Source organism: Frankia sp. AgPm24 (genome assembly GCF_023243055.1).
GTDB lineage: Bacteria > Actinomycetota > Actinomycetes > Frankiales > Frankiaceae > Frankia > Frankia umida.
In genome coordinates this window covers 1-13,541 of the sequence record NZ_JALKFW010000173.1, presented here as the reverse complement: position 1 = coordinate 13,541, position 13,541 = coordinate 1, and the positions used below count along the sequence as shown (strand labels likewise).

The window sequence follows — 13,541 nt, the reverse complement described above, 5'->3', positions numbered from 1 at the left end:
GGCCGGCGGCCCCCCCCCCCCCCCCCCGCCCGCCCCCCGCCCCCCCCCGCCCCGCCCCCCCCCCCCCCCCATGCCTGGGATCTAGAACCATGCGATCAGGTGGTTCGGGCCACCGCCGATCGTGACGGCGGCCCAGCGGTCCTCCTGGGTGAGGCCCATCTGGTTCTCGTCGGGCATCACGGAGACGTTGCGCTCGCGAGCGAGCTCCCGGAACGCGGCCTCCCAGATCGGGGGCTCGTAGTCCATCCGGTCGGCGATGTCGGCCAGCCGCACCCAGTCTCCGTACCCGCGGCTCAACTGCTGGCCGATCCGAACAATCTGAGTCTTTGTCTTGATGACCTTGCTGGCGTCCATTTCTGTACCCCTCTCTCGTGGTGTGACATCACCATACCACGCTAGCGTGTCAATCTGTCAAATGGGTTCGGGAAGGCAACAAGAAGAGCGCCCCCGCCCTGGGAGGGGCGGGGGCGGAAGTGCCGTCATGCTGGCCGGGCTACCCGCTGGGCGGCGGGCCGACCTCGGCCGGGGACACGCTGCCTCGCAGCAGCAGGCCGGCGACTGTTGCGGCGACGCCGAGTACGACGGCGTCCCCGCCGGGCGGCAGCGGCAGGCCCAGGATGACCACGAGCGGCGCGGCGGCCTGGACCACCGCGGCGACGAGCGCGGGCCGCCGCGGCGCGACCCGCCAGCCGGTGACAGCCGCTGCCAGGGCACCGGTGGTCGCGAGGATCGCGGCCTGCAGGACGTCCGGCACCGACACCCACAGCGAGGCGAGCGTCAGCGCGGCCGCGAAAATCGCCTGCGCGCCGGCGAGCAGCACGGCCGGTTCGCGTCGCGGGAGTGGGAGGCCGGCGGTTTCGGGGCGGGTGGTCACGCGGGTCATACCTCCGGGTGTGGTCGGGAGAGGCGTCGGGCGGCGACCTCGGCGTACCGCTCGTCGCGCTCGATGCCGATCGCGCGCCGGCCGAGGCTGCGGGCGACGGCCAGCGTGGATCCGGACCCGGCGAACGGGTCGAGGACCGCCCGGCCGGGCGGGCACGAGTAGCGGATCAGCGGGGCGAGGATCTGCGGGGGTTTCTCGGTGGGGTGCAGCGCCCGGCCGCGCATGCTCTTCGCGGGGATGACGCTGTGCACGAGGCGGGTGCCGTCGTACAGGTAGGTGGACGGTCCGATGCCGCTGAAGTGCGGTACCGCGCCGGCGCGCCGGTGGCTGACCGTCCCGACCTTCATCCCGGACACCGGGTTCGGCTCCCGCTGCGGATCTTTGTAGATCTCCCGCCACCGACCGCGGTACCAGTGCAGCGCGTACTCGTGCACCCGGCGGAACCGGTCGGCGACCGGACCCGACCCGCCGCGCTTCTGCCAGACGATGTCCTGCGACAGACGCCAACCGGCGAAGTCGCTGTGATGCTGCAGGAACATGCGCATGCTGCCGAAGCACCACATCGACTGGGCCGCGCGGGCGGCGAGGGCTGGCCAGCCACCAGGCCAGACGTCCCACGCGAGGCTGGTCTCCCCGTAGGGCGGGTCGGTGACGATCGCCTCGGCGGCCAGCAGGTCCGGATGGTCGGCGAGCAGCTGCAGGCTGTCGCCGTGGTAGAGCGTGACCTCGCCGTCGTCGTAGTACGGCGTCGGCGAGGGCATCAGGCCCGCGCCGCGGTCATTGTGCCGCCGCCGGCCCCGGCGTGAGTGTGTACGCCCGCGGCGCGGCGAACGCCTCGAGTAGCGCGTCGAGCCGGCTCGCGATGCTGGCGGCCGCGGCCGGGTCAGCGCCGGCGAGCGCGCCGCCGTCCAGCAGGCCGCGCAGCTCACCGACTGCGGCCTCGATGCGCGCGGACCACTCCGCGAACGGACCGACGAAGAACTGCTCGAGGCTGCTGGCCGCGGTGAGGCTGGCGCCGCTCATTTCGTAGCCGCGGCGGAGGACCGCGCCGGCGTGGGCCTGGCGGGGCGGGTACCAGCTGTCGGACGCCCCGGTCGGCCGCTCGCACATCTGGTCCCACAGCGCTCGCAGGGTTTCGGCGGCCGCGCGCTGGGCGATGGTGGTCATCTCGGCGTCGGTCAGGGGCATGTCGGCCTCCTTCTCTTTGATCTTGATGGGGGTGGTGGGTGGATCCAGCGCCACCGCGGCCGCGAGGATGTCGTGGCGGCGGTTCGCGCGTAGGTCGCCGGGGCAGTCGTGTCCGCCCCAGGCGCTGCCGCCCATCCGGTGCGTGCCGATGCCGCGGCCGTTCGGATCGTCGGTGACCTCGGCCGGCCAGCCGTAGACGCCCATCCCCCACCGGTAGATCTCGGCCAGGCGGGCGATCTGCGCGGGGGTGTAGTCCTCGGCCGCGGTGCCCTCGCACTCGCATGAGATCCAGTAGGGGTTGCCGGCGGCCTCGGCCCATGCCTTTCGCGTGAGGTCGACGTACTGCTCGAGCTCGCCGTCGTAGCCCAACCACAGATGCGATGAGACGCCGGAGCGCGCATTGGAAAACCAACCGAGAAGCGAGCCGCGGCCCATCTGGACGTGCGGGAGGAACCCGCGCGGCGGCAGGATCAGCCCCGGGCTGTGGTGCGGTACCGGCCGCCAGGTGGCGCCCGGGTAGCGGGCCGGATAGGTCGTCACGAGGCCTCCGTCAGCGGTGCAGATGGGCGAGGGAACACAGCGCGAGGAGCGTGGGGGGCACGCCGAGGGCGGCCAGGACCAGCGCGTATCGCAGCCGGGCGGCGAGGCTGTCCGGGTCCTGTCGGCGGCGGCGACGACGGCGGCCGCGGGGTGCCGGGTGTGGCTGCCCCCTGGCCGCGGGGGGCAGCTCGGTGAGGTCGTGCCGGTCGAGGCGGCGGGATGGGTGCCCGTCGGGGCCGGTCTCGTCCCACCAGGTGCCGGCCATCAGCGTCGGCGTCGGCCTGGCCGTGGGAGCCGGCTGCGGCGTTCGCGTCGCCGGCGGCGGTGCGTCAGGGCCCGCACCCTGCCCGCCGCCATTCTTCCTCCCACTGCTGAGCGCGGAGGATCCCGAGAGGTGTGGTAGCCGTAGGTTCGTCGGCCTTGTGCCGGTTGATCATGATGATGTGGCAGGTGGACTCGTGGACACCGGCGACGGCGCGGTTGGCGGCGGCCTCAGCTGCTCGCGTCCGGGTCGACCACTGCACGATCACCAACACGAACGTGGTGGTGGCGACGAGCAGCGCCGTCACGGCGCCGGCGGCGGTGTAGTTGATCCACCGGCCCAGTTGGCGTGAGTCCACCCGATCGATGCGCCGGGGCGGCGCGACGTGGGCGGGCTCCGGTTCCTGATCCAGGCGCTCGAGCAGCGCGTCGGCGGCCGTGGCCAGGTCGTCCGCGCGTCGGGCTGGCTCGTCAGTCACGCTGCCCCTCCCGTCGTCTGCGTAGCTCGCGGCGGGCCGCAGCGAGCTCGGCCCGGGTTTCGGTGAGGTCGCCGCGGGTCGCGGCGTGCGCTGCCTCCCGCCGGTCGAGTTCCTCCCGGTGCTCGTCAAGCAGGACCCGGAGTCGCTCGAGGTCATCGCGCTGCTCGCTGGCGCGCTGCTCGGCCGCCGCCCGTTCGCGCTCGGCGTCCACACGCCGCTGCTCGGCGAGTCGGCTACGCCGGTTGGCGACCCGGCCGAGGACTGCGGTGCCGAGGGAGCAGACGATCCCGCATCCCCCGGAGATCGCGGCTGCGACGGCGGCGGCATCCACGTGGCCCCTTTCTGGCAGGCCGGACCGGCCGGGTCGTTAGACAGTTTCGAAATCCCCGGACAGGAGGAGCACGTCAGCTGCAGCCCAGGTGAACGGATATCCCGCGTTCGCTCCTGTGTTTCCTGTGTTGCCGAAAATCACCCGGGAGAATGTGGTGGTGCTCATCCAGACAACACCCGAGTACCGCTGAAACGGTGCGCTGTCACCAGCTGCGGCGGTTCCTATCTGGGTGACGGTGCCATCGAGTGTGACCCCGGCGGGAAGGCCCACCTCGGCCACCCCGTTGAAGTTCCCTCCGGTGCCCAGGGTGAGGGCGACCCGGATGCGGATGGTGGTCGAGTTGAGCCACCTGTACCGGCCGAGCGCGGTCCCGCCGGTGCCCAGGGTGATGTTGGTCAGGGCTGGTGTGTACGCGGTGTACCCGGCTGCTATGACGCTGTGGATCGTCGTCATATCGGCGATGTCGACGATCTCGCCGGCCTGCAGGGATGGCGGTACGGGCTGTGTCACGGGCAGGCCTTTCTACAGGGCGACGCGCATGGGGTTCGCCAGGCGCACATCGGTTCCCGCGTCCCAGCCTCGGGACACTCCGTTACGGCCGCGGATGACCGTCAGGCGCTGGACGTTCTCGAGGTGGAACTCGTCGAAACTCGCGGCGGGGTTGGTGTTGGTGTTGCCGGCGAACGCGCTCAGGGCCAGGCCCACGCGGCCACTGGCGATCTGGCCGGTGGCCACGTCGACGGTGCGGTCGATTCCCCACGTGGTCGGCTCGGCGGCCGCGACCGGCCAGAGACGGGCGAGGACCCGATGGCCGATGATCCGGACGCGCAGGGCCAGCTGGGTGCCGGTGGTGTAGGTCAGGCCGGTGGCGACGGTGGCCCCGATCTGGGTGGTGGCGCGCAGCACGGCCAGCACGAGCGCACCGCCGACCTCGGCCTGCACACGCACCCGGTAGTAGTCGTTGAACGTCATCCAGCGGGCCAGGACGGCGGGCATGACGGCGGTGCCGGTGCTGACCTGGTGGAGGGTGATCTGGGTGGTGATCTCAACATCGCCGGCGAGCGCCCCGGGGAGGGTCTGCTGGCGGACGGCGCCCGGGTCGGAGGTGAGGGCCAGGCGGGCGGCGCCGGCGGTGACGGTCCGCTCGGCCGCGACCCCCCCGGAGCTCAGGTCCCAGGTGCCCCCGACGTCCGCCGCCCCCCACCCGCCGGTCACGGTCCGGGCGAAGGCGTCGCGGGCGTACTGGTCGACCGCGAGGACCTCCACCGTCTCGGCGCCGACGCGCAGGTCGAACGGGTGCTGGGCGGGCCGGGCGTTCGGCCCACTCGAGGCCACCCAGCCCGGACGGGTCGCGTCGGGGTCGAGGGCGGTCGCGACGACGATCTCACTGGCCCCGGACGGCGGGATGACGGTGGCGGTGGCGTTCGCGAAGAAGTTGTTCTTGGCGTAGCCGCCCCAAGTGGTGGGGGTCTGGTAGTCGCCGGTGGTCAGGGCGTTCGGGTCGTACCAGTTACCCCAGACGAACATCGCCGCGCCGGCGAGGTTGATCTGCGTCTGCATGCGGGCGGCCAGGTAGGTGGTGATAGCGGCGCCGAACGCAGGCACGTTGACGGTGGGCCCGTTGTAGATCCCGGTCTCGGTTTCCAGGCGCAGATGCGACGTGTCGGCGCCGCCGGTGGCATTCACATAGGTGGTGGCGTCGAACGTGTTGGACGGATAGTCGTTGGGGTAGTCGTGTTTCGCAAAAAGCAAATTTGGGCGGCCGATCAGGGACGCGTCGTGGTTTTCTAGGTTGGTGAACAGGGTGTGGTCGTAGGCGTGGGCCCAGATGTTCGGGTCGAGGATGAGGATGCCGGTGTAGCCGATGACGGTCCGGAAATGCGTGATGGTGTCGCGCATCGCCGTGTACCACTGGCCGTCCGAAATGCCGTTGGGTTCATTCCACGGCTCGGCGATGGATGTCGGGTCATCGCCTAGGGCGTCCATGACCGCGGTCATCATCGGGAAGGCGCGCTGGTAGTTCGTGGCCCACGCGGCATGGGCGAACGGCCCATCGAGGGCGTCCCACCAGCACAGGCACGTGATGAGCCCGACGGCGCGCAGCGTGTCCCGCCAGTCGACGATCTTCTGTAGGTAGGCGTCCTGCTCGGCGGGCGGGAGGATGTTCCACTCCGCCGCCCACAGCCGGATCCGCATGTAGTTCGCGCCCCAGCTTTTGAGGGTGTAGGCGATGCTGGCGCGGGCGGCGTGCTGCTGGTCGCCGAGCGGCTGCGGGCCGACGATCGAGTCCTGGATCACGAACCCGGTCACCCCGGCCAGCTGCAGCCGCGGGCCGGACTCCGAGCCGCGGCGCAGCTCCGAACCGGTCGGGGTGATGTGGGCGACCGGCCGGTAGGCGCTGAGGTCGGCCAGCGGCGCCGGCGCGGCGATGGCCTGGGCCAGGACCGACCCGGCGGTGTCGACCCGGGACAGCACCGGGTCCGCCCACGCGCCGACCGTCCACGGGGAGCCGGGTCCGCAGGTGGCCGTCCACTCCCAGCTGGTCAGCCCGATCCGTTCCTCGTAGGAGCGGACGATCAGGTCGATGTCGTCGGGGGGCAGCCACGGCGGCGGGTTCATCACCTGGATGCGGTCGAGGACGTCGGTCTCGATCACGTCGGCGGCCAGGTGGGGGTTGGCCGCGAGGTTGACGGTGACCGATGGGTAGCGGGCCTCGTCGACGGTGCCCAGGTGCAGCCGCCAGCTGGCGTGGGGCAGGCACTGGTCGTCGGTGTCCAGGGACAGGGTGTGGGAGGCGTCGTACAGCCCGACGCCACCGTCGACGGGGTCGACCGCGGCCAGGGGCCCGACGGTCTGGACCGCCCGCGCTGACCCTCCGCCCCGCCGCTGAACTGTGATGTCGTTGCGGGTGGACTGGTCGTCGTCGACCGGGCGGAACTCCGGATGCACCTCGGCCGCGGCGTAGTCCAGGACGAGGGTCGGCGTCTGGTTGTAGAGGGTGGTGCGGCTGCGGTAGCGCACCCCGGCGCGTTCGCGCCGGTCGACCAGCACCCCGCCGTCGGTGCCCGCGGCGTCGTCCAGCACACCGAGCAGCGTGGACACCGGCTGCGGGCCGAGTACGTCCATATCCAGGTAGCCCCCGGCCATGACCAGCGGCAGGTCGTACTCGGCCGAGACCCGCATCATCCGGTCGGACACGGTGTCGCCGGGGTACCCGGCGTCAGCCACGGCGTAGGGGTCCTCATCGGCCGCGCCGAACACGGCCACATGGCCCATCGCGAACCCGCTCAGCGAGGTGACGCCGAACTCGCCGCCGAAGTTGCTGCTCACGCCGGTGACCTGGCCGACGGCCCCGGTGAAGCTGGCCAGCTGCCGGTTGCCGTTCCGGCCGATGGGCGTCCACCACAGTTCGAGGTTGACGGTGGGCCCGTTCTGGCGGGCCCAGACGAACAGCTGCGTCCACTGGCCGGTGAAATCGGCGACGGGGCCCAGCAGCGATTCGTAGATCTGGGACCAGGCGCTGTTATAGCCGCGTAGCCGGATGTCCGTCGGGCTGATCATGATGCGGTGGGTGGCGGTGGAGGTTCGGATATCCATCAGCGCGCACAGCGTCGATGGCATCGAGTCCAACTTGTAGACCAGCTCGGCGCGCCACTGCCCGGTCGCCGGGTAGGCCGGCACCCGGGCCAGCAGGTACCCGCCCTCGCCGACGGTCGGTAGGGCGAGCGAGCCGGCCAGGCCGCTGGCCGCACCGAACGTGAACCCGGCGGTGTCCGCGGCGTACGGCCCGACGACCGCGGCGGCCTGCGTCACCCCCTGGCCGTCCTCGAACGGCCAGTACGCCACCAGGCTGGTGGCCGACGGGATGCGGCGGCGCAGCGTGGACTGCACGGGCCGAGCGCCCTGGCCGTAGCGGCGCAGGATGCCCGCGGCCTGAATGGACGCGGTGACGTCGCGGCCGGACAGGTCCCAGTCGACCGGCCAGGACGCCACCTCGCCGAGGAACCGGATGCGCCGGTCCCACACCTGCGCGTCGCCCTCGACCGTCCAGATTCGCCCGGCGCTGTCGGTCCAGCTCGTGTCGCCGGCGGCGCGGGCGGTGACGTCGACGTCGGCGACCAGCGGCGCGGCGTCGCCGATGCCGGACCGGATCTGCGCGGCGTAGATCCGGGAGAGCACGGTGTCCCGGTCGGGACGTTGGGTCACCCCGAGGACCACCGCCGACGTTGACGCCCACACGCTCGTCGTGCCGGGGGCGGTGTAGGTGGTGCCGAGCTGCGTCCAGGGGCCCGCGATCGTCGGCGCGGTGTAGAGCATGACGGTGTGCCCGCCCGCGCCGTTGTTGACGTCCAGGGTGGCGCGCACCGCGCACCGCCGCCCGGACTGCAGCCACAGCGCCGGCACCGTCGACCTCACGGTGGTCAGGCCCGCGTCCGTGCCGTCGGTCGACCACTCGAACGCCAACTGGGCGGTGGTGAGCAGATACATCGACCAGGACTGGCCGGTGCCCGCTCCCACGACCATCTTCGAGGCCAGCCCACAGGAGCGCCCGAGCGTGCCGTCGACGTTGAGGTAGCCCTTGACGCCCTCGGCGGCGAAATCGACCCGGATATCGAGGTCCCCGGTGATGTCGAGAGCGCCGGTGTCCGGGGTGGTCAGCGTCCCGGACGGACCGTGGGCCATCAGGTGCATCGGCCCCGTCCGCAGCGACAGCCGGATCGGGGTGTTCCGGCCGAGCTGGCCGTACCAGGGCGAGCTTGGATTACGCGGGGAGAACCGGCCGTCGCGGTTGTCCAGGGTGCAGATCAGCTTCGCCGGGTCCCCCCGGACACCCTCGTCGGGCACACCCCGCGTGACCGCGATCGGGGTGCGCTCGAGCCGGTAGCCGGTGATGTCCACCCACTGCGCCGACCCCTTGAGCTGCAGCTCGAGGCGCACGTCAGGGCCGGCCATCAGGCGGCGCTCCCGAACGCGGTCCCTACGTCTCCGCGGCCGTCGACCCGCACCATCTTGCGGATCAGGCGCTTGAACTCGTCGTCGGCGCCAGTGACGTCGATGACAACCCGGCCGCCGCCGCCTCCACCGCCGGCGGAGGTGACGCCGCGCGGCAGCGGGGCGACCTGCGCCCCGCGGGGGAGGTTCAGCAGTTCGGGGCCGGCCTCGCCGACCACCGCGGCGCCGCCCCCGGTGATCGTGCCACCCGCCGCCAGCAGCGGAATGTCCGGAATCGACCAGCTCTTGCCGCCGAGCTTGGGTACCCAGCCGGGAACCGAAAACCCCACCTTGCCCACGGAGTTGTTCCACGCCTGGGCCACGGAGTTGAACGCCGACTTGAACGGCGCGTAGATGATCTGTCCGACAGTCGAGAGAGCGGAGCCCAGCGCGCCCGGCAGGCCCTTGAACCAGTCGAGGACCGCGGCGCCGGCAGACTTGATCTTGTCCCAGTGTGTGACGATTTGTACTACTGCGGCCCCGATCGGGCCGGTCAGCAGGCTGACGACCAGCGGCCAGTTGTCACGCACCCAGTTGATCACTGTCAGCGCCCCGGACTTGATCTTGTCCCAGTGGGCGACGATCTGACCGACCGCTATCCCTATCGGCCCGGTCAGTATGCTGAGCAGCAAAGGCCAGTTGTCGCGCGTCCAATTGTAAACTGCCTGTATCGCCGACCAGATTCCGGAAAAAGCGCCGTTGATGATGTCGCGCGCCGTTTCCGATTTCATATAGAGCGCAACAATGCCCGCCACGAGCGCCAGGACGGCGATGATGATCAGTGAAACGGGGTTGGCGCTCATAGCCGCATTGAATGCCCACTGCACCCCGGTGGCAATTTTCGTCGCGACTCCCCAGGCGGTTTGTGCGGCGCTCCAAGCGGTCATTCCGACCTTGACTGTGAGTATGGCGCCGGCCAGCACGGCGAGGGCGATGGCGACCGGCTGCATGACCCCCTGGTTGTTCATCGCGAACGTGACGAACCCGCTGGCGATCTCGGCGAGCCTCTGCTGCGCGGTGCGTTTGAACTCCTCAAGGGCCCTGCTGGGGTTGCCGGACACCCCCTCGACCATGCGGTCGGCGGCACCGGTGACGTTCTGCATACCGGCCGAGGCGGCCGCCGTCGCCGGGTCGAGGGCGAACAGGGCCGCGCCGAGCACATTGCCCGGGTCACCGAAAAGCGCGGCCGCGGCATTGAGTTTCGTCTGCTCGTTACCGGTCCCTCGCAGCGCGTCCATGGTCATCTGCAGGGCGTTTTTTGCCTGGTCTCCACCGGCGCCGATCATGGTTGCCATCTGCTGGGAGTTCAACCCGATGGATTTGAACGCCTCGTCTACCGAGCTGCCCCCGGCCAGGGCCCGTTCGCCGAATTGCCCGATGGCGTCGGCGACCTGGTCGGCGTCGCGGGCACCGGCCTGCAGCCCCTGGGAAAGGAGGCCGGTCGCGGTTTTCGCGTCCAGGCCCACCCGCCGCCATTGAGTGGAGTATTCATTGAGCGTTTCCAAGTAGTCGTCGCTTTTGTTTGCGGCGGATTGCAGGCCGGCGGTGATGATGTCGAATGCCTCGTCGGCGCTGGACGCTAGGCCGGTGCGCATCAGCTGGCCGGCCGCCGCGGTGGTGACGTTGAGGTCCTGGTCGAACGTCTGCGCCAGCGCCAGCGCCTTGGTGGTCATGCCCTCGAGGCCACCGGTGGCGGACGCGCCGAGGTCGCCGATGTTCTGCTCGACACCGCGGATCGCGGTGCCGACGTCGTCCATCGAGTCGCCCCAGGCCGACGCGTACACGTTGGCCTGGGCGTCGGCGAGCTCGGTGGCACGCTGGCCGGACGCCCCCAGCTGCGCCACCAGCTTGTCGCCGGCGGCCTCGTTGTCTATCGCGGTGGACAGGCCGGCGGCCAGACCGGCGCCGATGCCGGCGCCGATGGCGCCGGCCGCCGTGGAGATCCGCTCTCCCGCCTTCTTCACCGTCGCCTCGGCCCGGGACATCCCGCCCTCGAGGTCACGCTCGAGGTCGTCGGCGTCGCCGGCGATCCGGACGAGCAGCGTCGCCAGCCGGCTGTTGTTCGCCACGATCTCCCCCTCCCGCCCGTGTGTTGTCGGTGCCGCCCATGGCCCGGTTGATCGTGCGGACCTGGGATAGCTGGTCCTCCCAGGTCTGGGGACGCCTGTCCCACTCGAGCAGGAAGTCGGACAGTTTCCGCCGGCCCGATTTTTTGCCGGCCATCATGTTGGTGATGGTCGCGGCGATCAGGGCGGCATGATAGTCGCCGCGGACCGGCCCGAGAGGGCCGTGGACCTGCTCGTAGGCGGCCCACGCGGTGATTTCCCGGGAGTCGATCCGGGCGAGCATTTCGGCGACGGTCATACCGCCCAGAGCGAGGGCTAGTCGGTGGTGGAATCCTCGTCCTGGGCTACGCCGAAATCCTCGGTGAGGTCGGCCATGTCATCCTCGCCGAGGCCGCACAGTTTCTGCGCGGCCTCGTACAGCCGGTCGATCGGTTTCGCGTTACGCCGGCCGAGCGCGGCCAGGTCAATGTCGCCGAACAGGGGGGCGCCGGTCTCGTCGACGGCACACAGGATGATCAGCTTGGCGCGGGCGTTGCGCATGTTCACGCGCCGCTCCCGGCCCTTCTGGATCAGGCAGGACTGTTCGAACGCGTCGCGCTGCGCGCCGGTGATGGAACGCAGGCGGACGGTGCCGCCCCATTCCGGGCACTCCACGTCGACGGTCGCGCGGTCCTCCGTGTTGAGGATCGCGTCACGGCCGAGAATCGGCATGCTGTCAGCTCCCAAGGGTGGTGAGGTTGGGCCGGCCACTGACTTTCCAGGTGGCCGAGCACGCCATCTTGTCGTCGTACGGGTATTCGGGCTCCAGACCGGTGAGGATGAGGTCGACCTCCCAGCAGGTCTGCGCCTCGTCCGGGAACACGATCTGGAAATGGCGCGGATCGGGGTCGTCGAAATCGTCCTGCAGGCCATTGTGGGTCGGCTCGCCGATGTCGTAGTTCATGTCGATCGACACCTCCCCGCCGTCCTTCAGGCCACCGATGAACTCGCGCCACCTGTCGGGGCTGTCGTGCGCGGTCATCTCCAACGTTTCGCGCTCCATGCCCGGCCCGGAAATGGTGGTCACGTCGGCGATGACCGTGAAAACCTCCGGGGTGGCGCCGTTGCCGCGGCGTAGCTCGGTGCCGAAACCGTCCATGCCCATTCAGGCCTCCTGAACAATCGTCGTGGTGATGCGGAAGCGGACCACGTGGTGGCGCACTCTCGGGTCCGGGTCGGGCAGGGCCTGGACCATCTCGAGCCGGGTGGAGATCCACCGTCGGCCCGGGATGGTCAGGCGCCGGTGGTCGAGCAGCGCCACCGTCCGGTCGGCGATCCGCCCGCCCTCGGCGTAGCCGCGGGCGGTGGTCCAGATGTGCAGGGTCACCGTGGTCTGCCGGCCGAACCGGTCGTGCGCGTTGTCCGGGATCTCGGTGGCCTCGCCGAGGGTGATGTACGGCATCCGGGCCGTCTCCGGGACGTGGTCGTACACACCGGTGATCACGGCGGCTGGTCTCCCCTCAGCAGCGGATCGGCGACGAGCAGCGCGTACACCGCGGCCTGCACCGGGCCGAGCCCGGCCGCGGCGACGGGCCGCGGCCGCGGGGGACGCACCCGGCCGGTGACCGCCAGCCGGGCGCTGCCTTGCCCGGTGGTGCGCCGCACCCCGGTCGCGGTGGCGACGAGCACGAACCGGCCGGCGGCCGGGCCGGTGAGGTCGAGCAGTCGGTCACCGCGGCCCGCCCCGGTCAGGGTGACGGTCCCGCGCGGCGCGCCGGTGGCGCGGCGGGTGCCGCTGGCGGCGGCGGACAGGTCGACCCGGGCGGTCGGGGTGGCCAGCGCGCGGTGCTGCCCGGAGACGACCGTGGGCAGGGTGAGGCTGGCGGCGGCCGGGGCGGTGGCGGTCCGGACGCCGCTGGCGGCGGCCGCGGCGAACAGGGCGGCGGTGGCCGTGGCGGTGCTGCGGCGGGCCCCGACCGCGGTCGCGACGAGCAGGAGCTGCCCCGCACCGAACCCCCCGAGTAGCAGCCGGACATCGCCCTGCGCATTGGCGGCCAGGGCGAGGTCGGCGACGGACCCGCCGGCGCCGGCGTGCGTGCCCGCCGCGCTGGCGGTCAGGGCGGCCCGGGCGACGAGACTGGCCTGGCCGGTACGCACCCCCGCCGCCGTGGCGGTCAGCCCGCTGCGGGCGGCGATGGTCGCCGTGGCGTGGCGCTGGCCCGTGGTCTGCGGGAGCAGTGCCACGGTCGCCGCGGCCGCGCCCGTGGTGCGCCGACCGGCCAGGGCGGTAGCGAGGGTGGCCAGCTGGGCGGTGCCGGTGGCGCTGCGGCGGGCTTGCCCGGTGACGGTGGCGGTCAGGCGCAGCGCGGTCAGTCCGGCGCCCTGGCCGTTGATGCTGGCGGTGGCCTCCACGACCCCGGCGACGAGCAGGACCGGTGCCCCGGCGCCCCGCCCGGCGTGCACCGCCGCCCCGGCGCCGGCGAGCGAGACACCGGCCGCACTCGGTGCGGCCCGGCCCGGGATGGTCGCCGTAACCGGGGACAGCCGGAGCGCGCCGAGTGCCGCCGAGGTGACCCGGCGGCCGGCCAGGGCGGTACCGGGGGTGGCCAGCCGGGCGGCGGCCAGGCCTCGGCGCAGGGGTGGCCCGGGGGTGGCGGCGCCGGTGAGCTGCAGGCCCGCGCCGGCCAGGCCGCGGCGCCCCGCGGCCCCGGCCGCGGCCGCGGGGGCGGCCAACCGGGCGCGGCGGGCCGCCCGGCTGGGCGTGCCGGTCCGGTACATGCGCCAGGTCCATGGTCGCCGGGTCGCGCTGGTGCGCGATCCCG

The 13,541-nt window shown here is 71.9% G+C and carries 15 protein-coding genes; all 15 read right to left on the bottom strand.

The window, feature by feature from the left end:
- Positions 1-81: 81 nt before the first annotated feature.
- Positions 82-354, bottom strand: coding sequence for a hypothetical protein (locus MXD61_RS11335; protein ID WP_248812803.1), 273 nt, complete (start codon positions 352-354; stop codon positions 82-84).
- A 139-nt stretch (positions 355-493) separates the two neighbouring features.
- A complete protein-coding gene (locus tag MXD61_RS11330; RefSeq protein ID WP_248812802.1) occupies positions 494-874 on the bottom strand; it encodes a hypothetical protein in 381 nt (126 codons plus the stop codon).
- A 5-nt stretch (positions 875-879) separates the two neighbouring features.
- Positions 880-1,644: a site-specific DNA-methyltransferase gene (locus tag MXD61_RS11325; protein WP_248812801.1), complete on the bottom strand. Its 765-nt coding sequence runs from the start codon at positions 1,642-1,644 to the stop codon at positions 880-882.
- 16 nt (positions 1,645-1,660) lie between these two features.
- The gene (locus MXD61_RS11320) at positions 1,661-2,611 is read right to left on the bottom strand and encodes a peptidoglycan recognition family protein (RefSeq protein WP_248812800.1); all 951 of its coding nucleotides are present in this window, start codon (positions 2,609-2,611) and stop codon (positions 1,661-1,663) included.
- A gap of 10 nt (positions 2,612-2,621) precedes the next feature.
- The gene (locus MXD61_RS11315; RefSeq protein ID WP_248812799.1) at positions 2,622-2,876 is read right to left on the bottom strand and encodes a hypothetical protein; all 255 of its coding nucleotides are present in this window, start codon (positions 2,874-2,876) and stop codon (positions 2,622-2,624) included.
- A 64-nt stretch (positions 2,877-2,940) separates the two neighbouring features.
- Positions 2,941-3,351, bottom strand: coding sequence for a hypothetical protein (locus MXD61_RS11310; RefSeq protein ID WP_248812798.1), 411 nt, complete (start codon positions 3,349-3,351; stop codon positions 2,941-2,943).
- Positions 3,344-3,682: a hypothetical protein gene (locus MXD61_RS11305; protein ID WP_248812797.1), complete on the bottom strand. Its 339-nt coding sequence runs from the start codon at positions 3,680-3,682 to the stop codon at positions 3,344-3,346. Before MXD61_RS11305 ends, MXD61_RS11310 begins: the two co-directional genes overlap by 8 nt.
- 36 nt (positions 3,683-3,718) lie before the next feature.
- A complete protein-coding gene (locus tag MXD61_RS11300; RefSeq protein WP_248812796.1) occupies positions 3,719-4,135 on the bottom strand; it encodes a hypothetical protein in 417 nt (138 codons plus the stop codon).
- A 69-nt stretch (positions 4,136-4,204) separates the two neighbouring features.
- Entirely contained in the window at positions 4,205-8,635 is a 4,431-nt protein-coding gene (locus MXD61_RS11295) for a hypothetical protein (RefSeq protein ID WP_248812795.1), read from the bottom strand.
- The gene (locus MXD61_RS11290; protein ID WP_248812794.1) at positions 8,635-10,743 is read right to left on the bottom strand and encodes a phage tail tape measure protein; all 2,109 of its coding nucleotides are present in this window, start codon (positions 10,741-10,743) and stop codon (positions 8,635-8,637) included. The genes MXD61_RS11295 and MXD61_RS11290 overlap by 1 nt, the downstream gene beginning before the upstream one ends.
- Positions 10,673-11,038 (bottom strand): DUF4035 domain-containing protein, encoded by a 366-nt coding sequence (locus MXD61_RS11285; protein ID WP_248812792.1) that lies wholly within the window; start codon positions 11,036-11,038, stop codon positions 10,673-10,675. Before MXD61_RS11285 ends, MXD61_RS11290 begins: the two co-directional genes overlap by 71 nt.
- 17 nt (positions 11,039-11,055) lie before the next feature.
- The gene (locus MXD61_RS11280) at positions 11,056-11,451 is read right to left on the bottom strand and encodes a hypothetical protein (protein WP_248812791.1); all 396 of its coding nucleotides are present in this window, start codon (positions 11,449-11,451) and stop codon (positions 11,056-11,058) included.
- Positions 11,452-11,455: 4 nt separating this feature from the next.
- Positions 11,456-11,884, bottom strand: coding sequence for a phage tail tube protein (locus tag MXD61_RS11275; protein WP_248812790.1), 429 nt, complete (start codon positions 11,882-11,884; stop codon positions 11,456-11,458).
- The gene (locus tag MXD61_RS11270) at positions 11,885-12,223 is read right to left on the bottom strand and encodes a DUF3168 domain-containing protein (protein WP_248812789.1); all 339 of its coding nucleotides are present in this window, start codon (positions 12,221-12,223) and stop codon (positions 11,885-11,887) included.
- Positions 12,220-13,541 (bottom strand): hypothetical protein (locus MXD61_RS11265; RefSeq protein WP_374628805.1); only part of this gene is annotated, 1,322 nt, incomplete at its 5' end. The genes MXD61_RS11270 and MXD61_RS11265, both read right to left, overlap by 4 nt.

Bases quoted from the DNA above. Each gene is read 5' to 3' on its own strand.
- MXD61_RS11285 (WP_248812792.1), bottom strand. From the start codon at position 11,038: ATGACCGTCGCCGAAATGCTCGCCCGGATCGACTCCCGGGAAATCACC.
- MXD61_RS11275 (WP_248812790.1), bottom strand. From the start codon at position 11,884: ATGGGCATGGACGGTTTCGGCACCGAGCTACGCCGCGGCAACGGCGCC.
- MXD61_RS11335 (WP_248812803.1), bottom strand. From the start codon at position 354: ATGGACGCCAGCAAGGTCATCAAGACAAAGACTCAGATTGTTCGGATC.
- MXD61_RS11295 (WP_248812795.1), bottom strand. From the start codon at position 8,635: ATGGCCGGCCCTGACGTGCGCCTCGAGCTGCAGCTCAAGGGGTCGGCG.
- MXD61_RS11315 (WP_248812799.1), bottom strand. From the start codon at position 2,876: ATGGCCGGCACCTGGTGGGACGAGACCGGCCCCGACGGGCACCCATCC.
- MXD61_RS11325 (WP_248812801.1), bottom strand. From the start codon at position 1,644: ATGCCCTCGCCGACGCCGTACTACGACGACGGCGAGGTCACGCTCTAC.
- MXD61_RS11300 (WP_248812796.1), bottom strand. From the start codon at position 4,135: ATGACGACGATCCACAGCGTCATAGCAGCCGGGTACACCGCGTACACA.
- MXD61_RS11280 (WP_248812791.1), bottom strand. From the start codon at position 11,451: ATGCCGATTCTCGGCCGTGACGCGATCCTCAACACGGAGGACCGCGCG.